The organism is Bacillus sp. FSL M7-1345 (assembly GCF_038006985.1).
In the GTDB taxonomy this organism is placed as follows: Bacteria; Bacillota; Bacilli; order Bacillales; family Bacillaceae_G; genus Bacillus_A; species Bacillus_A cereus_U.
Window position 1 is genome coordinate 3,739,286 of record NZ_JBBOWG010000001.1, and the last position, 22,350, is coordinate 3,761,635.

Genomic DNA, 22,350 nt, shown 5'->3' on the forward strand with positions numbered 1-22,350 from the left:
GTAATCGGTAATCCTTTTTTTCATACAACACTTTACTATCTATTTATTTGCTTTCTTTCTTCTAAATAACATAAGTAATCCCGCTCCAACAAACGCCAGACCAGCTCCAATTGTAGAAGCAATACTCGCACCTGTTTTCGGTAAATCACGTTCCTCTTTATTTTCACTTACAGTTGTTGTTTCTTTTGTATTTTGATTATCCGTTGTAGTTTGTCCAGATCCTGCGTTGTTTCCATCTTGTTTTGGTTCATTTCCATTATTACCTTCATCTGTTGGCGGTGCCGTTGGATTCTCCCCATTATTGCCATCACCTGTTGGTGGTGTCGTTGGATTCTCTCCATTATTGCCATCACCTGTTGGCGGTGTCGTTGGATTCTCTCCACCAGTTTCCTTATCACCGTCGTTCTTCTTCGTTATATCAATTGCATATTTAGCGAATTCATTTTCAGATGGTCCAACATATGATATTTTTCCATCTTTCTTTATATATTTTTGTGCATTTGGTGAAGAATCAAATGTTGTATTTAATTTATCTGCAATAATCGGTTTAAACGCCCAATTTTGATCTGCTGCTGGATTAATAACTGGTGTTTCTTGCATGTACTTCACAATAATCTGACGTGTTTCATCTTGCGATTGGTATACAACTTCGCCTTTACTTACACCAGGGAACGTTTGGCTACTTCCGCGATAGTTATTTGTAGCTACAATGAACTCTTGATTGTCAGCTACAGGCTTACCTTCATACGTCATATTTACAATACGATTCGTATTTTCATTTACAACTTTGCCATCTTTATCGTATTTCGCTGGTTGCGTTACGTCAATTTCGTATTTTAAGCCATCTAAAACATCAAAATTATATGTAGGATAACCTATATTTACTAGTGGCTGTTCTTCTGTTTTCTTTGAATCAATTTGATTAAATTGACCAGCAGACATTTCAAGCCATTCTTTCACTTGTGCCCCGCTTACTTTTACAGCATATAATGTATTTGGATATACATATAAATCCGCTACGTTTTTAATTGCTAACGTCCCTGCTGGAATATCCGTATAATATGTAGCACCGTTTCGGCCACCTGCTTTAAATGGTGCTCCTGCGGATAATACCGGAATTCCTTTATATTTACTATATTGTCCGTTTTCAGCGAATAACTTTTCTACATACCATTTTTGTGCATTCGTCACAAGTTGTACGGAAGGATCATCTTGTACTAATGAAAAATAACTATTAATTGGTGCTGTCGTTTTACCTACAGCTGTATTTACATAGTTAATTGTTGCTTCATGATCATCTTTAATTTCATTAACTAGTTTTTGATCGGATTCTACTAATGGATTCCCTTTATTATCAGCAATTGGACGAACTTGTGGTTTAGATTGCTCTTTTTGTACTTGCCATTTTCCGTCTACCTTTTTCAATTGCATATCAATAATCCCTAAATTACTTCCAAAAACACCTGGCATTACAACCGGAACACCATTAAATGTATCTGTTACTACAGTATGTGAGTGTCCCATTAATACTGCATCAACACCAGGAATTTCTGTTAAATAATACGATGCATTTTCCATTCCAACGTTGTATCCACTCTTATCAACACCTGAATGAGCTAACGCAACGATAACGTCTGCACCTTCTTCTTTCATTTTCGGTACCATGTTCTTCGCTGTTTGAACAATATCTTTCGCTTTTACTTTTCCTTCTAAATTTGCTTTATCCCAGTTCATAACTTGAGGTGGAACAAATCCCATTACACCAATTTTCACCTTTTGCTTTTGACCAGATTCATCCTCTACTTCTTTTTCAAAAATATGATATGGTTTAAAGTAATTTTTATCGTTCTCTTCATTATTATCGTGATCGTCTTTATAGACGTTCGAGTTAATAACTGGGAATTCCGTTTTACTAATTACTTTGTTTAAATAATCTAAGCCATAGTTAAATTCATGGTTTCCAAGAGAGATGACGTCATACTTCATTAAATTCATTAGACGATATAATGGATGTACATAACTCGGATCAACCGGCTTTTTCGGATCATTTATTTTATTCGCCACATAATCCCCAAGTGGCGTACCTTGTAATGCATCCCCATCATCAAATAAGACAGAGTTCTTCGCTTCTTCACGCGCTTTATTAACAAGTGTTGCAGTTTGCACGAGACCTACTTTATTATCTGTTTTCGTTTGATAATAATCGTAATTCATTAAGTTAACGTGAATATCTGATGTTTCTAAAATTCGTAAGTTAACTGTACTCTCCCCAGCTTTTTCCTCTGCATGAGCTGTTGTCGGCAGCACTTGCGGTGCTATAACGCCAATAGCAAGTGTTGCTCCAGCTAGCATTTTTGTTGACTTTTTCACAAAAAATCCCCCTTATACAATTACCCCAAAATAATGAAATGAATCTCTATCAGTCCCTAACCACATACCTTTTTGCTTCTATTAGAGCGATGATTTTCACTTTATCTGACATTATCATATCTAAAGTTCTTTCATACCGTCAATATTTTTTGACATACTTCTACAAATTTTCTGTAAAGTTATTGTGAATTTTTCATAAATATATACTATGCCCTTACATTGCTTATACTGCTGAATATGATACAATTACCAATTACAAGGAGGATGAATTTATGAAAAAAGTCATCTTAACAATTGTTTGTCTCCTCCTTCTAATCATTTCTTGTTCTAATTTTGAAAGGAACGATGAAATAGAACAAAAAGAAACTGAAGGAAAAGCAGAAAAAACATCTGCTCCGGGTTGGATTGATAAGCAAACGAGTGACTCTTTTTATCACCTCGTATTAGGTGATTCACTTGCAAAAGGATATGGCTCTACACAAGGGGGATTTGCCGAATTAGCTTCTAGACAATTAGAAGGACAAATTCATAAACCAATTACGGTAGAAAACCTCGGTGTAAATGGTCTCACTACAGATCGTCTCGTTAAGAAAGTCCAGTCAGAAGAAGTTCAACAAAAAATTAGGGAAGCAAATATCATTACTATTAGTATTGGAGGAAATAATTTATTCCGCTTAAATCGTGATGTAGGTGTTATAGATGGTATTAAAATGTTAAATAAAGAAAAAGCCCGTTTTGAAACGGATGTAAAAAATATTGTAAAGACCGTTCGAGATCAAAATCCGAATGCTTTACTCATTCTCTCTGAACTCTATAACCCTTTACAACTAGATGACTCCATCGCAAGTTATGCAGATATGTTTTTAGACGGTTGGAATGATTCTATTTATTCTATTTCAAAAGCACATCAACCGTCGATCGTTTTACCAATTCGCAAATTAATATCGAATGATAAAAAAGAGTTACTATTTGACCAAGTACACCCAAATGATAACGGTTATACGATTATTGCCAATACATTTACAAAGCAAGTGTTATCCTACAAATATTAAGGCTACCATGAAACAATTCTATTTTTATACCTTGTCTTTTTTGTTACAATGATAGTGGAAGGGGGCCGTTATATGGAATCACGCGAGTGGGAACGTATTGTTGATCATCTTCTTTCGCTAGTGCCTCTTTTTTATCGCAAATTTATGCTTCCTGGAGAGTTTTCTTCTCAAAGACATATGCCGCCATCACATACGCAAGTGTTACTGCTTTTGCATGAAAATGGTACATTAGCAGTTTCAGAAATTGGCAAGCGGCTAGCGATTTCACGGCCTAACATGACCCCTCTATTAAACAAACTTATTCAAGAAGAACTAATAGAGCGTCATTATAGCGAAAAAGATCGACGGGTCATTTTAATTTCCCTAACAACTGAAGGGAAATTGCTAGTAAATCAGTATCAGCAATTCATTTTAGACAAACTAAAAGAAAATTTTCAAACATTATCTGAGGAAGAGCGTGAAAAGCTCATTCATTCTCTTAAAACCATTCAAAATTTAATTTTGAAAACAAACGCATAAAGCTGCTTCTAAATAGAAGCAGCTTTATGATTCGTAATAATTACCATAGTATACATTTGAATATGGCCATGTCATTAAATACGGCTTTTGTTCTTGAACAGGTTGCTGCTGAGGCTGTTGCATTTGCTGTATTTGTTGCTGTGGATACACTCCGAATTGCTGCCTCATATCATTTACAGCATAATAATTTGTATACGGATATACTTGAGGTACGTAGTAATAATACATTCATTCTCTCCCCCTTTTTCTTAAACATATTCAAAGGAGAAAATGAATGTGACATTCTTTATATTTGTACAAGTGGTTCTCTCACTTGTTTCTTTCTTTTCTTCAAACGTAACTTACGATTCTTTTCATATAAATAATGCACTACGAAATATGAAATTACCCCAAACACAATTCCTATTATCGTCATACCAATTAATACATATACTTCACTCTGTAATAAGCTCTTTAACATCGTAAAAATATGGCTCGAAAACAAATTTGATATCGTAAATGGTTCATGATGTATTTTCTGTACATCAAATGGATAAATCATTTTCCCTAATGCATAAGCAAACGGAAATAAAAATACTGGGAGAAACGATATTTTCCCAATAATATTACCAATGACTGCGGCTGGAAAAGATCCCTTTGCTAACCTGACAATTGGATAAAATATTAAATATACGAGCGATGCCGTATAAATCACCAACATTTCTAAACCAAATCCAATAGCAAAACCTAACGACACTTTCTTTGCTCCTTCTGGCGATCGAAGCAACTTAAAATATTGAAACTTTAATATTCTCCACATTCGCTGAAAAAACGAATATGTTTTCTTAGTTGTTTTCAAATTCATCATCTCTTTAACTATATTTTTTTATCTAGTATGTCCTTACATGATATGAAAAATAAAGTGAAACTATAATCAGTGGGGGTTTTGTTCATCCCCCACTGATTATTAGCCTTCACCAATCGGGCGTTTACGGGCAGTTTATCTCCCACCTAACTTCTTTGCTCCAGCCGAATTTTGAGGTGGGAGTTTTACTGCCCGGCAAATAGCGGGATAAAATTAGTTTTCTCTTTTTATTATAAATGATATAGAGATAATTAACTAAATATACATCAGACATTTCAGCATAAAAAAACCTTCCTTTTAGGAAGGCTCCTCTATATTTTTAAACAAACTCACTAATAAAGCTTTTTGCGCATGCAGTCGATTACCAGCTTGCTCAAAAACGATAGACTGTGGCCCATCTATAATCTCTCCAGTTACTTCTTCTTCACGATGAGCAGGCAAACAGTGCAGGAAACGATATGTTTGCTTTGCATGTATAACAAGCTCTTTATTTACTTGGAAAGGCTGGAATAAAGTATATTTCTCTGCTTCTCCTTCTTGGCCCATACTCATCCAAACGTCAGTATAAATAAAATCCGCTCCACTTACCGCTAATTCAGGATTATGCAAAATCTCAATTTCAGCCCCTGTTTCATCTGCAATCGCTAACGCTTTTTTAACAATTTCTTCATTCGGTTCATACCCTACGGGAGTCGCAACAGTCATATTCATTCCGACTTTTGCACTTGCTAGCAATAGCGAATGACATACATTATTCCCATCACCTACGTAAGCTAATTTAATTCCTTTAAACGTATGAACTTCTTCATATATCGTCATTAAATCTGCCAACGCTTGGCAAGGGTGATGATCATCAGTTAAACCGTTAATAACTGGGATACTGGACTCTTTTGCAAGCTCTTCTACATCTGCATGCGAGAATGTACGTATCATAATTCCATCAATATAATGAGATAGTACTTTCGCAGTATCTGACACCGTTTCTCCTCTGCCAATTTGCATCTCTTTTCCACTTAAAAACATTCCATGTCCTCCGAGCTGTACCATCCCTGCTTCAAAAGAAACGCGAGTGCGAGTTGAATGTTTATCAAAAATGAGACCTAATATTTTCCCTTGTAATAAAGGCTCCTGCTTGTTCTTTTTTAAATATATAGCGAACTCAATTAAAGAAATGATTTCTTCTTGCGTCAATTCTTCTAACGTTAAAAGATCTTTCGTATTTAATTTCGGTACTTGTACAGTTGACATGAAATTTCCCCCTTATATTATTGATGCATTTTTTGTACAAACCACTTCTTTTATCATATATACTGCCTGTTCTAGCTCTTCATTCGTTACAATAAGTGGTGGTAATAGTCTTATAACATTAGGCCCTGCTTGTAATACGAGAAGTCCTGCTTTTTCTAATTGTTCTATGAAATTTGCAACCTCATGCTTACATTCGATTCCAATCATAAATCCCTTACCACGAATATTTTGAACACATTCAACGTGTCGTAATTCTTCTTGCAATTTCTTTAATACGTACTCGCCCTTTTCCTGTACCTCTTTAAAAAACGATTGTTCCTTAATGAATTGCAATACTTCTTTCGCTGCAGTCATAGCGATATAATTCCCACCGAAAGTTGAACCGTGTGACCCTGCAGTAAAAGAAGAACCCAGTTCTTTCCGGCCAATCATCGCTCCAACTGGAATACCATTCCCAAGCGCCTTTGCGATGGTAACGATATCAGGACCTATTCCCATTTGCTCATAAGCGAATAGTGTTCCTGCCCTGCCTATTCCAGTTTGTACTTCATCTATAATAAAAAGAGCATTGTACTGATTACATAGTTTTTCAATTTCCTTCAAAAAGGATGGATCAGCTAATATTACTCCTCCTTCTCCTTGAACAACTTCTACCATTACCGCCGCAACTTCTTCATTCATTACTTCCTCTAATGCTTGTATATCGTTAAATGGTGTATGTAAAAAAGACGGAAGTAATGGACCGAATCCTTCTTTCACTTTATCTTGCCCTGTTGCACTCATCGTTCCAAATGTTCTCCCGTGAAAAGATTGTTCACATGTTACTACGAGAGATTTTCCAGTATGCTTACGTGCTAGCTTTAAAGCCGCTTCATTTGCCTCCGCCCCGCTATTACAAAAAAACACATAATCTAATGCTGTATCTTCTGTTAATAACGATGCGACCTCTTCTTGTAAGGAGTTCGTAAACAAATTAGATATATGCCATATGTTTCTAAGTTGCTTTTCTACTGCCTTTACAACAGTAGGATGACAATGTCCTAAGTTACATACGCCAATCCCCGACGTAAAATCTAAGTATTGCGTACCATTTTTATCAATGACTGTTGTTCCATTCCCCTTTACAAACTCAATAGTTCTCCTGCCATACGTTTGAAAAAGATGACTTGTCATATGATACTTACTCCTTTCGTTACCGTGGTTCCAACACACTTTCCTGTGACCTCGGCAAAATCCTTTGTACCATTTACGATACTAACCTTTTTCACTCCCATTTTTAACGATGTAAGTGCCGCCTGTACTTTCGGGATCATCCCGCCTGTAATGACACCTTGTTCTATAAAAGTAAGAATTTCATATTCATCCATTTTCTTTACCAATCTTCCTTCGTGTAATACTCCATCTACGTCCGTTATAAAAATGAGTTCTTTTGCGGATAGTGCATATGCAATTCCAGCTGCAGCAGTATCTGCATTAATGTTATAAACTTCATTACCATTTATCCCGATTGGAGCAATAACAGGAATATAATTCATATCTATCAACCCTTTTAATAAGGCTGTTTCTACATAACTTACTTCTCCTACATATCCTATCTCACCAACAGGTTGAACTTGAAGTAAATTACCGTCACATCCTGAAAGCCCCACCGCAAGTAAATTATGTTTTTGTAAATTCATTACGATTTTTTTATTCGTACTTCCGCATAGCACCATTTGAACAACATCCATAACCTCTTTCGGCGTTACTCGTAATCCATCTTTCTTTTCTACCTTGATATTTGAGTCTTCTAACTTGGCATCAATTTCTGGGCCACCGCCATGGACAATAACAACCTTATACTTATTTTGCAATTTCTTTATGCAATCAAAAAACACACTATTTAATCGATTCAACATGCTACCGCCACATTTAACTACAATATAATCACTCATCTTCTCTCTCCTTATGTACGATAACAAGCATTTATTTTCACATATTCATAACTTAAGTCGCAGCCCCAAGCTGATCCCGTTTCATCTCCTAAATGTAAACACGCATCAATTTTTATTTCATGTTCTTGTAATTTCTTTTTCATTTCCTCTTCGGAAAACATTTGAGGCTCACTATTTTTTAATACGGCGATAGATTGAAGAGTGATATCAATTGTATTTGGGTTAATAGTTACTTTACTTTGTCCAATACTACTAATAATTCGTCCCCAATTTGGATCCTCACCATATATCGCTGTTTTCACAAGACTTGAACCGACTATTTGTTTTGCAATTTGCTTTGCTTCTTCATTTGTTCTAGCCCCTAACACGTTTACTTCTATTAACTTCGTAGCACCTTCACCATCTTGTGCAATTTTTTTCGCTAAATCTTCACATACCTTTTGTAAAGCAACTAAGAAAGTTTCCCAGTCTTCATGTTCCATATTCATCGTTTTCGTTTCTGATAATCCACTTGCCATAACGATGACCATATCATTTGTAGAAGTATCTCCGTCCACCGTAATTTGATTAAACGTATGATTCGTAATTTGTGATAATGCTGTTTGCAATACTTCATGCTCTATATTGGCGTCTGTTGTAATAAAACTAAGCATCGTTGCCATATTCGGTTTGATCATCCCTGAACCTTTTGCGACCCCAGCAATTTTCACTTCTTTCCCATCAATTATCATCTCATAGCAAGTTTCTTTCGTTATAAGGTCTGTCGTTAAAATTGCTTCACAAAAAGAATAAGCTTCACTTACTTCCTTTGTTGGCACAAGAGATTCAATTCCTTTTCGAATGATATCCATCGGTAAAGGTACTCCAATTACACCTGTTGAAGCGACTGCAACGTACTTTTCTTTTACTCCAAAGTGTTCCGCTCCTAATGTTCGCATCTCATAAGCATCTTGCAATCCTTTCATCCCCGTACAAGCATTTGCATTGCCGCTATTTACAACAATTGCTTGTAATTTCCCTTCTGCCGCTATGCTATCCTTCGTTACTTGCAACGGCGCTGCTTGTATTTGATTTGTTGTATACACAGCGGCACATGATGCTGGCACCTCACAAACGATTGCACCCACATCTTTTTTCACCTTTTTCAGACCATTTGCAGTACCGATTGCCGAAAAGCCTTTCGGCGTAACAATTGAACCATTTGCTAATTTTGTAATAGACGATGCTTTAATCATAATTTCCCCCTTATGGATAAAGCGGCATATGCTGTAAACCCGTTGTCTCTTCTAGTCCCGCTAATAAATTTGCATTTTGAACTGCTTGCCCTGCTGCGCCTTTCATCATATTGTCTATCACAGAAACTACTGTAATTCTTTCTGTTCTTTCATCGTAAGCCATCCCAATATCACAATAATTTGAGCCTCTTACTTCTTTCGGACTCGGAAATTCTCCTTGAGAACGAATTCGAACGAAAGCTGAATTGTGATACGTTTCTTCATACAACGTTTGAAGTTGCTGCATTTTGATTTCTTGTTTTACTTTCGCATAGAGTGTAACCATAATCCCTCTTGATATCGGTATTAAATGTGCATTAAATGTGATTGGCTTCGCTTTATCATTCCACTCTACAAGCATTTGCTCAATCTCAGGAACGTGCTGATGCTGATTTACTTTATAAATGTGAAGGTTATCATATAGCTCTGGAAAATGAGTCATTGTTGTTGGAGTTTTGCCTGCTCCAGATACACCTGACTTTGCATCAATGATAATCGAATCTTCTTCAATCATTCCGCTACGTACTAACGGCGCTATCGCTAATAATGCAGCTGTCGCAAAACATCCTGGGTTTGCAATTAAATCTGCATTTTGAATCTCGGACCTTTTCCATTCGCTTAACCCATAAACTGCTTTCTTAAGAATTTCTTCTTGTGCAGCTGGCCTTTTATACCACAGTTCATATGACGAAGGATCGATCATACGATAGTCTCCAGATAGGTCAATTACCTTTAAACCTACTGCTAATAATTTTGGAGTTAACTCTGCCGATACTCCTGCCGGGGTCGCTAAAAATACGATTTTCGCTTCCTTCTCCATTGCCTTTACATCAATTTCTTGTAATGTATGTACGAGAACATTTCGAAAATGCGGGTATACATTTGTTATACACTCGCCAACTTGCGAAAAAGAATGGAGAGATGCTATCGAAAAATACGGATGTTGCTCTAATAACCGAATTAACTCAATTCCTCCATATCCAGTTGCTCCAATAATTGCGACTTTCATAAGCTCCTCCTCATATCGATTCTTTAAGTTAAGTATGATTATAATATTGTATATTTATAGAGTCAATTAAATATTTATAAAATTTTCAAAACTTAAAAATCTTAATTTTACTGGAAAAATAATATACACAATCGAATTTTTATGCAAAAACAATGTATAGTAGTATTTCCATTTCACTTCAAGTACAATAAAACAATACATGTATACATACAGGCGGGGAAAAACATGAATGAAAAATTAATTGAGAAAATGATTATAAAAAGTTTTCGGAAATATCAATGTAATCCTGTTTCAAAAGAGGATCAGGAAATGCTAATTAAATATATTCAAATGATAATTCATTCAAATACTGAAATTGATGTATACGAGGCTGTTGAGGATATCGTTTACGATTATGTGACTGGAAAATAAAAAAATAGGAGATTTCCATATGGAAATCTCCTATTTTTTACTTAATGATTTGCCTGCAACACGTTCAAATAAACCTGGGAATAATGCGTAGAGCTTTGGCCCCATTCCCATCCACTTCGGCAAGTTTACTTCACGTTTTTTCGTTTGCATCGCCTTTACGATTTGTTCTGCTACATATGTTGGTTTTAACATGTAACGTCCCATATTTTTCACATATGTACCTGATTGATCGGCTATTTCAAAAAAGTTCGTATCTATCGGTCCCGGGTTAATTGCTGTTACATACACATTTGTGTTAGATAACTCCATGCGCAAACTATTCGTAAATCCTAATACAGCGTGTTTTGTTGCTGCATAAGCACTCGACTTCGGAGTTGCAATTTTTCCAGCCAATGAAGCAATATTAATAATTTGTCCTTCGTTCCTTTTTACCATATAAGGTAATACCGCTTTCGTACAAGCTACTAATCCAAATACATTTACTTGAAACATATCCTTTACTTCATCCATTGAAGCATCTTCAAACGTTTTAAAAATACCAAATCCCGCATTATTTACCAATATATCAATACGTCCTACTTCTTGTAATACCTTTGAAAAAACAGATTGTACTTTCGTTTCTTCACTTACATCTAATACATAGTAATAGCAAGGCGTATTATAAGTTTCTTTAATTTTGTCTGCTAATGCTTGTAGCTTCTCTTCTGTTCGGGCCATTAATACCGGCGTCGCCCCTTGCTCTGCAACCTGCATTGCAACTTGCTCTCCAATTCCACTAGAAGCACCTGTAATGACGATTACTTTTTCTTGTAAACGTCCCGTCATTGCTGTCACCTACTTTGCATAATAAATCAATTGTTGTGAAGATTCATCAATCATCACTTGTTGATTATATGCTAAAAAGTCTAATTGTCCAACAGTTTCTGAGATAGTAAGTGGCAATTGCTCTTTATATAATACCGGAAATAGTTTTACACATACTTCAAATGCTGTCATTGGCTTTTCCTTTAATAGTTCAAGCACTTTAAAAGCACGTGTCTCTTGCTTTTGTAATCTTGTTTCAATAAGTTGTTTCATATTCAGAACATCTTCCCCATGCCCTGATAAAATACGTGAAATATTCATTTCACTTAAACGTTTTAACGTTTGATTATACTGCAATAAAGGACGCGCTCTTTCTGTTTGCCCTTCATATGGTGGTTCTAATATTGGATTTGAAGAAATATGACTAATGAGAGCATCCCCACCAATTAATATTCCATCAGATTCTCTATATAATGAAATATGAGTGGAAGCATGACCCGGGGTTTCAATCACTGTAAATCCAGGTAACGAATCTATACGATCTCCCTCTCTCACGGTATGTGTTAACGATCTATTACAAGAATATTTGAGTGTCTTCGTCGTCAATAACGCCTCACCATTCAAAAACGCTGCTGGAACGCCGAACTGCAAGGCTGTCTCTTTAAAAAATTCATGATACCTCTTTAAAAATTCAGCATTCTGTGTAATCCACGGTTCATTCCAAGGATGTCCGATAATCTTTACTTTTTCAGAAAATGTATTTAAAAGTCCGCAATGATCCGCATGGTGATGCGTAATCACTACCGTTTCAATATCTTCTATCTTATACCCTAATGCACCTAATTGACTTTCTAATGCCTTCTTTGCTTCTTCTGTATTTGTCCCTGTATCAATTAACGTTAATGTTTCTCCCTCAACTAAAAACACATTCACTGTCTCAACTGCAAATGGAACAGGAATCTCCATTCGATGAATCGCCGTCATGCTTAGCCCCCCTGTCTTTTTCCGGTTCAAAATGAATACCTCTTCAGTTTACAACTTCCCTATAAATTTGTCATTATTTTCAGATAAAAAGAGGTGTTTTCCATAAAAAAACGAATGTATGTACATTTATAAGCATTTCTAACCAAATTCAAAGGAGGCACATCATGTCTATGCAAAACATTTCCTTTCTCGGTGCAGGCTCTATTGCCGAAGCGATTATTGGTGGTTTATTAAACGCAAATGTTGTTAAGGGAGAACATGTCACTGTAAGTAATCGTTCTAACGAGACAAGATTACAGGAGTTACATAAAAAATACGGTGTCAAAGGTACACATAATAAAAAGGAGTTACTTGCTGATGCAAATATTCTTTTTCTAGCGATGAAGCCAAAAGATGTCGCCGAAGCGATTATTCCTCTTAAAGAATACATAAATAATGACTTGCTTATTATTTCGTTACTAGCAGGTGTTTCTACTCATTCAATTAGAAGCCTACTTCAAAAAGACGTTCCGATTATTCGTGCAATGCCAAATACATCTGCGGCTATTTTAAAATCCGCTACTGCTATCTCACCTTCAGAACACACAACGGAGGAACATATTCGCATTGCAACATCGTTATTTGAAACGATTGGTCTCGTCTCTGTTGTAGAAGAAGAAGATATGCATGCTGTCACTGCATTATCCGGAAGTGGACCAGCTTATATTTATTATGTGGTAGAGGCAATGGAAGAGGCCGCAAAAAAAATTGGTTTAAAAGAAGATGTTGCAAAATCACTTATTCTTCAGACGATGATTGGTGCTGCTGAAATGCTAAAAGTAAGCGAAAAACACCCTTCTATTTTGCGAAAAGAAATTACTTCTCCTGGCGGAACTACCGAAGCAGGTATTGAAGTATTACAGGAGCATAATTTTCAACAAGCATTAATCTCCTGTATTACACAAGCAACGAAACGATCACACGATCTTGGAAAAACATTAGAAAAAATAGCAGAAGAAAAATAAAAAACGGAGCTCAACTTTATTTGAGCTCCGTTTTTTATTTTAATCATATGATATGCTTTTAGTTATTACTCTTACCAAAAATCTCTTCTTGCAGACGACGACCTGTTGGTGTTGCTGCAAGTCCACCTTCTGCTGTTTCACGAAGTGCTACTGGCATCGTTTGTCCAATTCTAAACATCGCCTCAATGACTTCATCACATGGAATTGTACTAGTTACACCAGCTAATGATAAATCAGCTGAAATCATGGCATTCGCAGCTCCTGCTGCATTACGTTTTACACAAGGTACTTCTACAAGCCCTGCAACAGGATCACATACTAAACCAAGCATATTCTTTAATGAAATCGCCATCGCTGTAGCTGCTTGATCTTGTGTTCCACCAGCCATCTCAACTGCTGCTGCTGCTGCCATTCCACTTGCTGAACCTACTTCAGCTTGGCAACCTCCTGCCGCGCCGGAAATACAAGCATTATTCGCAACAACCATACCGAAAGCTCCTGCTGTAAATAAAAATTCAATCATTTCTTCGCGTGTCGGCTGTAATTTTTCTTGCAGTGCAAAGAGTACACCTGGCACTGTTCCAGCAGATCCTGCTGTTGGTGTTGCACAAATGATTCCCATCGCCGCGTTTACTTCATTTGTTGCGACAGCTCTACTCACTGCGTCCAAAATTGTATCTCCAGATAAGCCTTTTCCACTCTTTAAATACGCTTGGACTTTCACAGCATCCCCGCCAGTTAAACCAGTCGGTGATTTTACACCACGAATACCTCGTTCTACTGCTTGCTCCATCACGACTAAGTTCTTTTCCATTCCAGCAATTACTTCTTCACGTGAGATACTTCTTGTTTCCATTTCACATTGAATCATAATTTCTGCGATTTTTACATTTTGCTCTTTAGCTTGCGCCACTAGTTCCGCTGCGTTCCGAAACATGGTGTGTCCCCCCTGCAATTAATCCATAATAGTTACTTGACAAATATTTTGTTGCCCATTTATTTCTGCGATTACTTCATCTGCTAATAATTCATCTGTTTCAATGACCATAAGCGCTCTTCTTCCTTTTTCTTTACGAGAAACACTCATTGTACTAATGTTAATCTCATGCTTAGCAAGGATCGAAGCTACAGCTGCGATAGCACCAAAGCGATCGTTATTTACAATAAGTAGTGCTGGACTCGTGCCTGTTAATTGAAGATCGAATCCGTTTAATTCTACTACTTCAATTTTACCGCCACCAATTGAGCAAGCAACAACTTCAATTTCCTCTTCACCTTTATACAGACGAATTTTCGCTGTATTTGGATGCGGAGCATTTGCATCTTCTTCAATGAATTCCACTTCAATCCCGCGTTCTTTTGCAATATCTAACGCACTTGGAATACGTAAATCATCTGTTTCAAATCCTAGTATTCCACCGATTAGCGCTACATCCGTACCGTGACCACGGTATGTTTTTGCAAATGAACCATATAATGAAATGCTAACTCTCTCTGGCTCATGACGAAACAGCTGACGAGCAACTTGCCCCATTCTTGCCGCGCCTGCTGTATGTGAACTTGATGGACCAATCATAACCGGACCAATAATATCAAACACTGAGCGGTACTTCATCATAACTCCCCCTAAACCTCTATGAAAATTTTTTCTACTATTCTATTAAGCTGCCACATCTGTTGCTTTTCCAGCCGTACCACGAATTAGATAGTTTTTGAATAGCAGTGGACCAATATATCCTGAAATAATACCAAATACCATAATACACAAGAAACATAACGTTACTTTCATTGGATCATTAAATCTAATCCTTCTGGTACACGTTTTTTAATTTGTTTTATTAAAAATGATATAAGATAACCAGCAATAAAGCCTGGTAGCAATCAAAATTTTAACACAGAAGCCCCTACAAGGATAGCATAAACAGGTGATACACCCATCGCTAATGCGCTACTCCGCCTAGACTACCTGCTGATTGTCCAACCTCTTTTAAAAATGGCATACCAATTAAATCTCCACCAACGTATAATTGAAAAGCTTCAACTAAGAAACTTGCAACGGCCGTATTCGCTAAAGCTCCCATTGCTTTCATACCGTTTGGTGCTTTAAAACTAAAGAGTGAAAAAAGACTTAGTACAAATAATAGTAATATCGTTCCCTTAATAATCTCCACGATGCCCTCTCACTTTTTAGTCAATTTCGTTTGTTACGAAAAATGGCTAAAACGCACGCTGTAACTTACTATAAAGTGAAACTTTAATCAGTGGGGGGTTTGTCCATCCCCACTGATTATTAGCCTTCACCAATCGGGCATTTACGGGCATTTATCTCCCAACTAACTTCCTCGCATTCGCTGAATTTTGAGGCGGGAGTCTTACTGCCGGCGAATAGCGGGATAAATTATAATGTGCCCTCATTATAGCTTGTTTTTTATGAAACGCTTACTTTTATTGAATTTTAAAATTTCTGAATAAAAGTCTGTTTTTCCTATTTGTATCACTTGTATGTCGTCCTACTTATATAACAGTTTTTCTAAAAAATCGATATTATATATTTTTATCCTATATCTCTAAACCATTACAACTTTCTGTGTTATCCAATATAAATATAAAATGATAACAGTTTTAGTAAAAAAAAAATTTATTATAAATAAAAAAAATGGCAAACATATGTTACCATTTTTTTGAATATCACTTTTCTACTGGAAATGATTTCAAATCCATCGCGATTTCTGTATTAGAAAATAACTCTCTTGCTTCTTTCAGCAATTCCTTATATGTATCTCCTTGATAACGAGAACTAATATGAGTCAATATTAATCGCTTTACATTTGCATTTAATGCAATACGCGCAGCTTGTTCTGTTGTTGAATGGAAATAGTCATGTGCTTGCTGTTCATCTTCTGCCGCAAAAGTCGCTTCATGAACAAGTACGTCAGCATCTTGCGCAAGCTCTCTACTCGCTTCGCAATAGCGTGTATCACCTAAAATTGTAATAACCCTTCCTTTTTGAGGCGGGCCGATAAAATCTTTTCCATTTAACACTGTGCCATTCTCTAATTCAACTACTTCACCATCTTTTAAACGTTTAAAAACCGGACCAGGTTTCACACCCATTCCCAGCAACTTATCCACTAAAAGAGCTCCCTGTATATCTTTCTCTACAATTCGATATCCGAAACATTCGATTCCGTGTGATAACCTTTTTGTTTCTACACAGAATTCATTATCCTCAAACACAATACCTTCTTCCGTAATCTCAACGATTTCAAGTGGATATTTAACATGTGTCGTACTTACTAATAATGCTACTTCAATAAATTGTTTAATTCCTTTTGGGCCGTACACTGTTAACGGCGTCGTTCCTCCTTGAAAAGAACGGCTCCCTAATAAACCAGGCAAACCAAAAATATGATCTCCATGTAAATGGGTAATAAATATTTTTTCAATGCGTCTTGGACGTACAGATGTATGTAAAATTTGATGCTGAGTCGCTTCACCACAGTCAAATAGCCACGTTTGCCCTCGTTCTTCTAACAATTGTAAGGCGATTGCTGAAACGTTCCTTCCTTTTGAAGGAACACCTGCACCAGTTCCTAAAAATACAAATTCCACTTTCTTTCCTCCAGCTCTTTATATAATCTATCTTTCATCTTACGGAATGTTATTTCAAATGGCAAATTGAATTTACATAGACAATCATCTAGACAACTATATAACACGAACATTTAAATAAAAAACTTAACAGTCGTTCGTGTTTTGTAGTAATATAACTATATCACATATAAAGGGAGCGTTTTATTATGAAAGAAGTATTTCGTTTACAAACTGATTTTTCATCTTCATTTGATCGCTGGATAAGTTCTTTCGTTTCTGATCACCCAGCACAACTAGAGTGGACGACTTTAAAAGAATTAATTCATGAATACACAACATCACATACAAATGAGACGTTACCAACATATATTTCTTCAGCTTTAACATATTACGCACAACGCGTTTCAACAACAAATAGCTCAGAGATTGTTATTTTTGAAAACCCTACAATCTCATAATCTATAATAAAAAGCACTGTAATCAGTGCTTTTTATTTATATCCATACTCGTTTGCTCTCCTTGTTTTCAAATTGGCATGGGGCTGAAAAAGGATTTGACCGCTTCTAGGCATGGCTAGATCCTCTCTTCCATCTAAAAAAGAAGGGTTTAAATCTCTAAAACTTTCTACATAAACTTATTTTCTAATTTTTGCTGAAACGACTTTTCTTGCTTACGTAATAGTTGACTACCTCGCTGTAAAAGAGCTGTTCCGTATTTATCATTAATTTGATTAATAACAGCAAGTAGCGGCTCTTCTTTCGCATCTTCTTCAAACGAAAACAAATCTAACTGTTTCACCGATTCTGTCTTCCACTCTAATTCAGTAGCTGTAACACCTAACAGACGAACAGAATCACCATCCCAGTGTTGCTTCCATAAACGGGATGCCGCTTGAAAAATAACCCGTTCTTCCCATATTGCATTTTTCAATTGTTTACTCCGTGTTACTGTGCGGCGATCATGGTATTTAATCATAATTTGAATGTTATAACTAACGAGAGTTCGTTTTTGTAGCCTTTTGCTTACTGATTTCGATAATCTTTCTAACATATCAAGTAATTCTTTTTCCTCGTCCATATCCTTTGAGAAAGTCATCGAATTTCCAACGCTTTTATGTTGTCCCATTTGATTCGGGTCAACTTCCCTGTCATCCATACCTTTTGCACGTTTTTGTAAATCAACACCATGCTTTCCAATTTTAGCGCGAATGATATGCTCGTCTCCTTTTGCTAACTGTTCAATTGTATGTATATGAATGTCTTTTAATTTTTCAGCTGTTTTCTCTCCGATTCCATGCATCTCTGCAACTGATCGTGGCCAAATGATTTCTGGGATATCACGTTTTCGAAGTACTGTAATACCAAGAGGTTTTTTCATATCTGAAGCAGTCTTTGCTAGGAAAAGATTTGGAGCGATTCCAATGCTACATGGAAGCTGTAACTCTGTTAGTAACGCTTGTTGAATCATCTTCGCTATTTCAGGAGGCGAACCGAGCGCATAGCAATCTGTAATATCTAAATACCCTTCATCTATAGAAACTGGTTGTATTTTTTCTGTAAAACGGGAAAGAATTTGAAACATTTGAAATGAAGCTTCTCGATATAATGTAAAATTAGGATGCCTCACAACTAATTGCGGACATAATCTCTTTGCTTCCCATAGAGGCATCGTCGTACGTATTCCATTTTCTCTCGCCTCATAACTACATGTTATGATAATCCCTTTTCTCTCTTTTTCATTCCCCGCAATCGCTAATGGCTTTCCTTGTAATGATGGGTCATGAGCAATTTCAACAGATGCGAAAAAACAATTCATATCTACATGTAAAATAACACGTCCATTTTTCGGATACATTTCTCGCATACTACTCACCCCTCAAAGAACATTTGTTCCTTCATTATATCAAATTTCTTTAAAAGTTATAATAATTATTGGCTTTTCTCTATCTATTTTTTGCTATACTGTACGTAACAAATGGATATTATTGTAAAGGAGATGAATCGTTATGAAACAACATAATAAACTCAATTATGTATTTATTATTATTATAGTAATCCTTGCGATTAATTATTTGTTACTTCCCCTTTTTAACATTAACATTTACGCTTTAGGAATCTTCTCTCATTTCATACGTTTTACAACAACTTATGTACTTCCATGGGTCTTCTTATATTGGCTTATCCGCCTTGTGAAAGCACTTGAATCAAAATAAAAAAAGACGTGTAAACCATAATTGGTTCACACGTCTTTTTTACTTTATTACTTACTTCGCTACTTCTTCGATAATAGCTACAACTAATTCTGCTGTTTTCGCTAATTCTTCAACAGGAATTTTTTCATTTGTTGTATGAATTTCTTCATAACCAACTGCTAAGTTAACTGTTGGGATACCATGTCCTGCGATTACGTTCGCATCACTTCCGCCACCACTTTGGTGAAGAGAAGGCGTACGACCGATGTTTTCAGCTGCACGTTTCGCAACTTCTACAACGTGATCGCCAGCAGCAAACTTAAATCCTGGATACATAACGTTTACTTCAACGTCTGCATGACCACCCATTTCTTTTGCAGTTGTTTCAAATGCTTCTTTCATTTTTGCAACTTGCACTTCCATTTTCTCATTTATTAAAGAGCGAGCTTCTGCAAAGATTTGAACATGATCGCAAACGATATTTGTTTGTGTACCACCTTCAAAACGTCCAATATTTGCAGTTGTTTCAGAATCGATACGACCAAGTGGCATCTTTGCGATTGCTTTTGCTGCGATAGTAATTGCAGATACACCTTTTTCTGGTGCTACGCCAGCGTGAGCTGTTTTCCCACGAATAATCGCATTCACTTTCGCTTGTGTTGGCGCTGCAACTACAATTTCACCAACTTTTCCATCACTATCTAATGCATAACCATATTTTGCTGTAATACGCTCACGGTCTAACGCTTTTGCACCAATAAGACCAGATTCTTCTCCAACTGTAATAATAAATTCAATTTTACCATGAGGAATGTTTTTCTCTTTTAAGACACGAATCGCTTCAAACATAGATGCTAATCCAGCTTTGTCATCGGCTCCTAAAATTGTAGTACCATCTGATACGATATATCCATCTTTAATAGAAGGCTTAATTCCATTACCAGGAACTACTGTATCCATATGAGAAGTGAAATAAATTGTATCAACACCGTCTTTTGTTGCTGGTAAAGTACAAATTAAGTTACCTGCACCATGACCAGTCACACCCATCGTGTCATCCTCAAATACTTCTACACCTAAAGCAGTAAATTTCTCTGTTAACACTTTGCAAATTTCTGCTTCAAATTTTGTTTCAGAATCTACTTGTACTAACTCCATAAATTCATTTACTAAACGTTCTTGATTAATCATAAGACTGCGCCTCCTGCACTACCATTATGTATGTAACAACATTAATTATAACAGAATTTCGCAAAAGTTTCGAAATACAAGACAAAAAACAGATGGTTAACACATCTAGATACCCATCTGCCTTCTATTACTCGTTTAACAATACCCAGCGCATATGATCTTCCCAGATGCCATTTACCATTAGCATTTTTCGAGATACACCTTCATATTGAAATCCTATCTTCGTCACTACTTGTATAGATGCTAAATTTCGTGGCATAACTGGTGCTTCTATACGATGTAAATGAAATTCTTCAAATGTAACTTGAATTGCTTTTCTAAGCGCTTCTGTTGTGTAACCTTTATTCAATTCTTCCTTATCTAATTTATAGCCAAGTACACAAGATTGATAAATTCCGCGAACAATTAGATTAAATGAAATACATCCAATAATTTTTGTATCATCACCCTTTTTAAAAATCCAAAGCCTGATTATCTTACCTTCCGCGAACTCTTTTCTATCCTTTTGTAACTTTTTCTTTTGATAATCTAACGTGAAAAAACCCTCCGGTCTATACTCTTCCCAAGCTTTTAAAAATTCACGATTTCTGTCGTAATATTGAAGAACTTTTTCAGTATACGACTCATCAATTTCTCTTAAATGTAAACGATCTGTTTCGTATATTTTCATCATCGTAGCTCCATTCTTCATGCTTGCATAACAAAAAACTAGTACTCTATCTTTTAATATATTCTCTACACACACACACATTTCCTGTTCTACTTTACACACACTTCTCGAAATTTGTCATTTCTCTCCCCTTGTCCACAAATCCATTTCTAGTTACAATAAATTTGTACTGATTTGCAAGGAGGTTTAACGATGCATAAAAAAGCTCAAAAAATTATGGTTTATATAATGCTAATTTCTATGCTTGTAACAACATTACTTACTGGCGCAAGTATGTTTTGGTAAAAAGGACGATTCACTCGTCCTTTTTTTACTGCTTACACATACAAAATAGACCATCTCGAAATCGAGATAGTCTATCTTGTATTGAACATTTTATTATTTTATATATATTACAATTGCTACAATGCTAAAGGAAAAGGCCATTACAAGTGCTATTACAAAACTTGTATATTGTTTCTGCTGAAATGCCCCAATAACAAAAGTAAGATTGAGTAATGCCATAAATACAATCGCTACAACGTAAGAGCATATATTAAAAGTTGCCAATATGAATGTAATAACAAATAGAAAACCAACACAAAACTGCATGTAAGAAATTTTTGGATTTAAATACATATGAGCAACCCCTTTACTCAATTATCTTTATATATTCTCATTAACGCATGGTTATGTACACATGTCAAGACAACTTATAGAAAAGAAAAAAGCCAACCGTTTCGTTGACTTTTCCAAATGCTATGGCCCCTTTTTCCTTTGCCAATTGCTGAAATGATTTTTTCGATTTCACAATCGATACTTTCGTTCCAAGTGGAATACGATCAAACAAATATTCCACATCATGTTTCTTCATTCTTATACATCCTTGCGAAATATATTTTCCAATTGAACTAGGCTGGTTTGTCCCGTGTATCCCATACTTACTTCCATCCGTTCCTCTTGCATTAAATCCCATCCACCTCGATCCAAGTGGATTTTTTGGAGAGCCCCCAGGAATATCCTTCGCAATATAATAGGGATCCTTCGCCTTCAATACAATGTCAAAGGTTCCTTCTGGGGTTAATTCATTTGTTTTCCCTGTCGCTACTGGAAAAACCTTTTGGATCTTCCCATCATCAATGTAAGCTAGTTTATTCGTTGCTTTATTTACAATTATAAAAGGATCTCCAGCACGTGGATTATCACCAAGAGGCCAGATTGGTGATAGAGAAAGACATAATAATAAAGAAAGAAGATACGGCATATATAATT

Annotated in this window: 26 protein-coding genes and 1 pseudogene; 7 read left to right on the top strand and 20 right to left on the bottom strand. The window is 36.1% G+C overall.

The features are described 5' to 3' along the window. Positions 1-39: 39 nt before the first annotated feature. On the bottom strand, positions 40-2,370 hold the full coding sequence (gene cpdB / locus MHB76_RS19455; protein ID WP_078172852.1) for a bifunctional 2',3'-cyclic-nucleotide 2'-phosphodiesterase/3'-nucleotidase: 2,331 nt from the start codon (positions 2,368-2,370) through the stop codon (positions 40-42). A 272-nt stretch (positions 2,371-2,642) separates the two neighbouring features. Between cpdB and MHB76_RS19460 the strand changes: the two genes are divergently transcribed. Then, positions 2,643-3,422 carry a GDSL-type esterase/lipase family protein gene (locus MHB76_RS19460; protein WP_016106108.1) on the top strand — a complete coding sequence of 260 codons (780 nt, stop codon included), beginning with the start codon at positions 2,643-2,645 and terminating at the stop codon, positions 3,420-3,422. 72 nt (positions 3,423-3,494) lie between these two features. Next, complete coding sequence (locus MHB76_RS19465; RefSeq protein ID WP_002111682.1) at positions 3,495-3,941, top strand: MarR family winged helix-turn-helix transcriptional regulator; 447 nt, start codon at positions 3,495-3,497, stop codon at positions 3,939-3,941. Between the two features lie 24 nt (positions 3,942-3,965). Here MHB76_RS19465 and MHB76_RS19470 read toward each other — a convergent pair whose 3' ends face one another. From MHB76_RS19470 to argC, 7 genes are all read right to left on the bottom strand, one after another. Beyond that, the gene (locus MHB76_RS19470) at positions 3,966-4,169 is read right to left on the bottom strand and encodes a hypothetical protein (RefSeq protein WP_002067000.1); all 204 of its coding nucleotides are present in this window, start codon (positions 4,167-4,169) and stop codon (positions 3,966-3,968) included. A gap of 58 nt (positions 4,170-4,227) precedes the next feature. Then, positions 4,228-4,779, bottom strand: coding sequence for a DUF2062 domain-containing protein (locus MHB76_RS19475; protein ID WP_016106109.1), 552 nt, complete (start codon positions 4,777-4,779; stop codon positions 4,228-4,230). Between the two features lie 303 nt (positions 4,780-5,082). Further along, positions 5,083-6,033, bottom strand: a complete 951-nt coding sequence (argF, locus tag MHB76_RS19480; RefSeq protein ID WP_016106110.1) for an ornithine carbamoyltransferase — start codon at positions 6,031-6,033, stop codon at positions 5,083-5,085. Between the two features lie 12 nt (positions 6,034-6,045). Then, positions 6,046-7,206, bottom strand: a complete 1,161-nt coding sequence (locus tag MHB76_RS19485; RefSeq protein ID WP_016106111.1) for an acetylornithine transaminase — start codon at positions 7,204-7,206, stop codon at positions 6,046-6,048. Continuing rightward, positions 7,203-7,967, bottom strand: a complete 765-nt coding sequence (gene argB, locus MHB76_RS19490) for an acetylglutamate kinase (protein ID WP_340987424.1) — start codon at positions 7,965-7,967, stop codon at positions 7,203-7,205. Before argB ends, MHB76_RS19485 begins: the two co-directional genes overlap by 4 nt. 11 nt (positions 7,968-7,978) lie before the next feature. Beyond that, complete coding sequence (gene argJ, locus MHB76_RS19495; RefSeq protein ID WP_016106113.1) at positions 7,979-9,202, bottom strand: bifunctional glutamate N-acetyltransferase/amino-acid acetyltransferase ArgJ; 1,224 nt, start codon at positions 9,200-9,202, stop codon at positions 7,979-7,981. Positions 9,203-9,212: 10 nt separating this feature from the next. Continuing rightward, a complete protein-coding gene (argC, locus tag MHB76_RS19500; protein ID WP_078172850.1) occupies positions 9,213-10,250 on the bottom strand; it encodes an N-acetyl-gamma-glutamyl-phosphate reductase in 1,038 nt (345 codons plus the stop codon). 225 nt (positions 10,251-10,475) lie between these two features. Here argC and MHB76_RS19505 point away from each other — a divergent pair, with 225 nt between their 5' ends. After that, the gene (locus tag MHB76_RS19505) at positions 10,476-10,661 is read left to right on the top strand and encodes a YqzH family protein (protein ID WP_078172849.1); all 186 of its coding nucleotides are present in this window, start codon (positions 10,476-10,478) and stop codon (positions 10,659-10,661) included. A gap of 30 nt (positions 10,662-10,691) precedes the next feature. Here MHB76_RS19505 and MHB76_RS19510 read toward each other — a convergent pair whose 3' ends face one another. After that, positions 10,692-11,486, bottom strand: coding sequence for an SDR family oxidoreductase (locus tag MHB76_RS19510; protein ID WP_002199407.1), 795 nt, complete (start codon positions 11,484-11,486; stop codon positions 10,692-10,694). A gap of 9 nt (positions 11,487-11,495) precedes the next feature. Then, entirely contained in the window at positions 11,496-12,449 is a 954-nt protein-coding gene (locus MHB76_RS19515; RefSeq protein WP_002111697.1) for an MBL fold metallo-hydrolase, read from the bottom strand. Between the two features lie 164 nt (positions 12,450-12,613). On the opposite strand from MHB76_RS19515, the gene proI reads away from it, so the two are divergent. Further along, the gene (gene proI, locus MHB76_RS19520; RefSeq protein WP_078172848.1) at positions 12,614-13,453 is read left to right on the top strand and encodes a pyrroline-5-carboxylate reductase ProI; all 840 of its coding nucleotides are present in this window, start codon (positions 12,614-12,616) and stop codon (positions 13,451-13,453) included. A gap of 58 nt (positions 13,454-13,511) precedes the next feature. Here the strand turns inward: proI and sdaAA are convergent, their stop codons facing one another. The 5 genes and pseudogenes from sdaAA to rnz all read right to left on the bottom strand — a co-directional run bounded on the left by sdaAA (position 13,512) and on the right by rnz (position 17,065). Continuing rightward, complete coding sequence (sdaAA, locus tag MHB76_RS19525; RefSeq protein ID WP_016106116.1) at positions 13,512-14,390, bottom strand: L-serine ammonia-lyase, iron-sulfur-dependent, subunit alpha; 879 nt, start codon at positions 14,388-14,390, stop codon at positions 13,512-13,514. A gap of 18 nt (positions 14,391-14,408) precedes the next feature. Further along, positions 14,409-15,068, bottom strand: coding sequence for an L-serine ammonia-lyase, iron-sulfur-dependent subunit beta (sdaAB, locus tag MHB76_RS19530; RefSeq protein WP_002088527.1), 660 nt, complete (start codon positions 15,066-15,068; stop codon positions 14,409-14,411). Between the two features lie 45 nt (positions 15,069-15,113). After that, positions 15,114-15,242 (bottom strand): hypothetical protein, encoded by a 129-nt coding sequence (locus MHB76_RS19535; RefSeq protein WP_033714872.1) that lies wholly within the window; start codon positions 15,240-15,242, stop codon positions 15,114-15,116. Positions 15,243-15,247: 5 nt separating this feature from the next. Next, positions 15,248-15,624, bottom strand: a pseudogene (locus MHB76_RS26340) (PTS sugar transporter subunit IIC); the annotation flags it as partial. 517 nt (positions 15,625-16,141) lie between these two features. Then, positions 16,142-17,065, bottom strand: coding sequence for a ribonuclease Z (gene rnz, locus MHB76_RS19545; protein ID WP_016106118.1), 924 nt, complete (start codon positions 17,063-17,065; stop codon positions 16,142-16,144). 188 nt (positions 17,066-17,253) lie between these two features. Between rnz and MHB76_RS19550 the strand changes: the two genes are divergently transcribed. Continuing rightward, the gene (locus tag MHB76_RS19550; RefSeq protein WP_340987433.1) at positions 17,254-17,505 is read left to right on the top strand and encodes a DUF3932 family protein; all 252 of its coding nucleotides are present in this window, start codon (positions 17,254-17,256) and stop codon (positions 17,503-17,505) included. 166 nt (positions 17,506-17,671) lie between these two features. On the opposite strand, the gene MHB76_RS19555 is transcribed toward MHB76_RS19550, so the two are convergent. Next, entirely contained in the window at positions 17,672-18,910 is a 1,239-nt protein-coding gene (locus MHB76_RS19555; RefSeq protein WP_078172847.1) for a DNA polymerase IV, read from the bottom strand. A 142-nt stretch (positions 18,911-19,052) separates the two neighbouring features. Here MHB76_RS19555 and MHB76_RS19560 point away from each other — a divergent pair, with 142 nt between their 5' ends. After that, on the top strand, positions 19,053-19,259 hold the full coding sequence (locus MHB76_RS19560; protein WP_002111704.1) for a hypothetical protein: 207 nt from the start codon (positions 19,053-19,055) through the stop codon (positions 19,257-19,259). Between the two features lie 51 nt (positions 19,260-19,310). Here MHB76_RS19560 and MHB76_RS19565 read toward each other — a convergent pair whose 3' ends face one another. Together MHB76_RS19565 and MHB76_RS19570 are read right to left on the bottom strand one after the other, a co-directional pair. Beyond that, on the bottom strand, positions 19,311-20,429 hold the full coding sequence (locus MHB76_RS19565) for a tripeptidase T (protein ID WP_002111705.1): 1,119 nt from the start codon (positions 20,427-20,429) through the stop codon (positions 19,311-19,313). Between the two features lie 127 nt (positions 20,430-20,556). Continuing rightward, positions 20,557-21,102 carry a GNAT family N-acetyltransferase gene (locus tag MHB76_RS19570; RefSeq protein ID WP_078172991.1) on the bottom strand — a complete coding sequence of 182 codons (546 nt, stop codon included), beginning with the start codon at positions 21,100-21,102 and terminating at the stop codon, positions 20,557-20,559. Between the two features lie 189 nt (positions 21,103-21,291). Between MHB76_RS19570 and prli42 the strand changes: the two genes are divergently transcribed. Continuing rightward, the gene (gene prli42 / locus MHB76_RS19575; RefSeq protein WP_000549036.1) at positions 21,292-21,384 is read left to right on the top strand and encodes a stressosome-associated protein Prli42; all 93 of its coding nucleotides are present in this window, start codon (positions 21,292-21,294) and stop codon (positions 21,382-21,384) included. Between the two features lie 93 nt (positions 21,385-21,477). Here the strand turns inward: prli42 and MHB76_RS19580 are convergent, their stop codons facing one another. Beyond that, positions 21,478-21,717 (bottom strand): DUF3894 domain-containing protein, encoded by a 240-nt coding sequence (locus MHB76_RS19580; protein WP_002088543.1) that lies wholly within the window; start codon positions 21,715-21,717, stop codon positions 21,478-21,480. Between the two features lie 64 nt (positions 21,718-21,781). Beyond that, positions 21,782-22,342 (bottom strand): L,D-transpeptidase, encoded by a 561-nt coding sequence (locus MHB76_RS19585; protein WP_016106120.1) that lies wholly within the window; start codon positions 22,340-22,342, stop codon positions 21,782-21,784. Between the last annotated feature and the right edge of the window lie 8 nt (positions 22,343-22,350).

Coding starts and splice junctions, on each gene's coding strand:
- MHB76_RS19460 (WP_016106108.1), top strand. CDS start 2,643: ATGAAAAAAGTCATCTTAACAATTGTTTGTCTCCTCCTTCTAATCATT.
- MHB76_RS19465 (WP_002111682.1), top strand. CDS start 3,495: ATGGAATCACGCGAGTGGGAACGTATTGTTGATCATCTTCTTTCGCTA.
- MHB76_RS19470 (WP_002067000.1), bottom strand. CDS start 4,169: ATGTATTATTACTACGTACCTCAAGTATATCCGTATACAAATTATTAT.
- argF (WP_016106110.1), bottom strand. CDS start 6,033: ATGTCAACTGTACAAGTACCGAAATTAAATACGAAAGATCTTTTAACG.
- MHB76_RS19485 (WP_016106111.1), bottom strand. CDS start 7,206: ATGACAAGTCATCTTTTTCAAACGTATGGCAGGAGAACTATTGAGTTT.
- argB (WP_340987424.1), bottom strand. CDS start 7,967: ATGAGTGATTATATTGTAGTTAAATGTGGCGGTAGCATGTTGAATCGA.
- argJ (WP_016106113.1), bottom strand. CDS start 9,202: ATGATTAAAGCATCGTCTATTACAAAATTAGCAAATGGTTCAATTGTT.
- argC (WP_078172850.1), bottom strand. CDS start 10,250: ATGAAAGTCGCAATTATTGGAGCAACTGGATATGGAGGAATTGAGTTA.
- MHB76_RS19505 (WP_078172849.1), top strand. CDS start 10,476: ATGAATGAAAAATTAATTGAGAAAATGATTATAAAAAGTTTTCGGAAA.
- MHB76_RS19510 (WP_002199407.1), bottom strand. CDS start 11,486: ATGACGGGACGTTTACAAGAAAAAGTAATCGTCATTACAGGTGCTTCT.
- MHB76_RS19515 (WP_002111697.1), bottom strand. CDS start 12,449: ATGACGGCGATTCATCGAATGGAGATTCCTGTTCCATTTGCAGTTGAG.
- proI (WP_078172848.1), top strand. CDS start 12,614: ATGTCTATGCAAAACATTTCCTTTCTCGGTGCAGGCTCTATTGCCGAA.
- sdaAA (WP_016106116.1), bottom strand. CDS start 14,390: ATGTTTCGGAACGCAGCGGAACTAGTGGCGCAAGCTAAAGAGCAAAAT.
- sdaAB (WP_002088527.1), bottom strand. CDS start 15,068: ATGAAGTACCGCTCAGTGTTTGATATTATTGGTCCGGTTATGATTGGT.
- MHB76_RS19535 (WP_033714872.1), bottom strand. CDS start 15,242: ATGAAAGTAACGTTATGTTTCTTGTGTATTATGGTATTTGGTATTATT.
- MHB76_RS19550 (WP_340987433.1), top strand. CDS start 17,254: ATGAAAGAAGTATTTCGTTTACAAACTGATTTTTCATCTTCATTTGAT.
- MHB76_RS19555 (WP_078172847.1), bottom strand. CDS start 18,910: ATGCGAGAAATGTATCCGAAAAATGGACGTGTTATTTTACATGTAGAT.
- MHB76_RS19560 (WP_002111704.1), top strand. CDS start 19,053: ATGAAACAACATAATAAACTCAATTATGTATTTATTATTATTATAGTA.
- MHB76_RS19565 (WP_002111705.1), bottom strand. CDS start 20,429: ATGATTAATCAAGAACGTTTAGTAAATGAATTTATGGAGTTAGTACAA.
- MHB76_RS19570 (WP_078172991.1), bottom strand. CDS start 21,102: ATGATGAAAATATACGAAACAGATCGTTTACATTTAAGAGAAATTGAT.
- prli42 (WP_000549036.1), top strand. CDS start 21,292: ATGCATAAAAAAGCTCAAAAAATTATGGTTTATATAATGCTAATTTCT.
- MHB76_RS19580 (WP_002088543.1), bottom strand. CDS start 21,717: ATGTATTTAAATCCAAAAATTTCTTACATGCAGTTTTGTGTTGGTTTT.
- MHB76_RS19585 (WP_016106120.1), bottom strand. CDS start 22,342: ATGCCGTATCTTCTTTCTTTATTATTATGTCTTTCTCTATCACCAATC.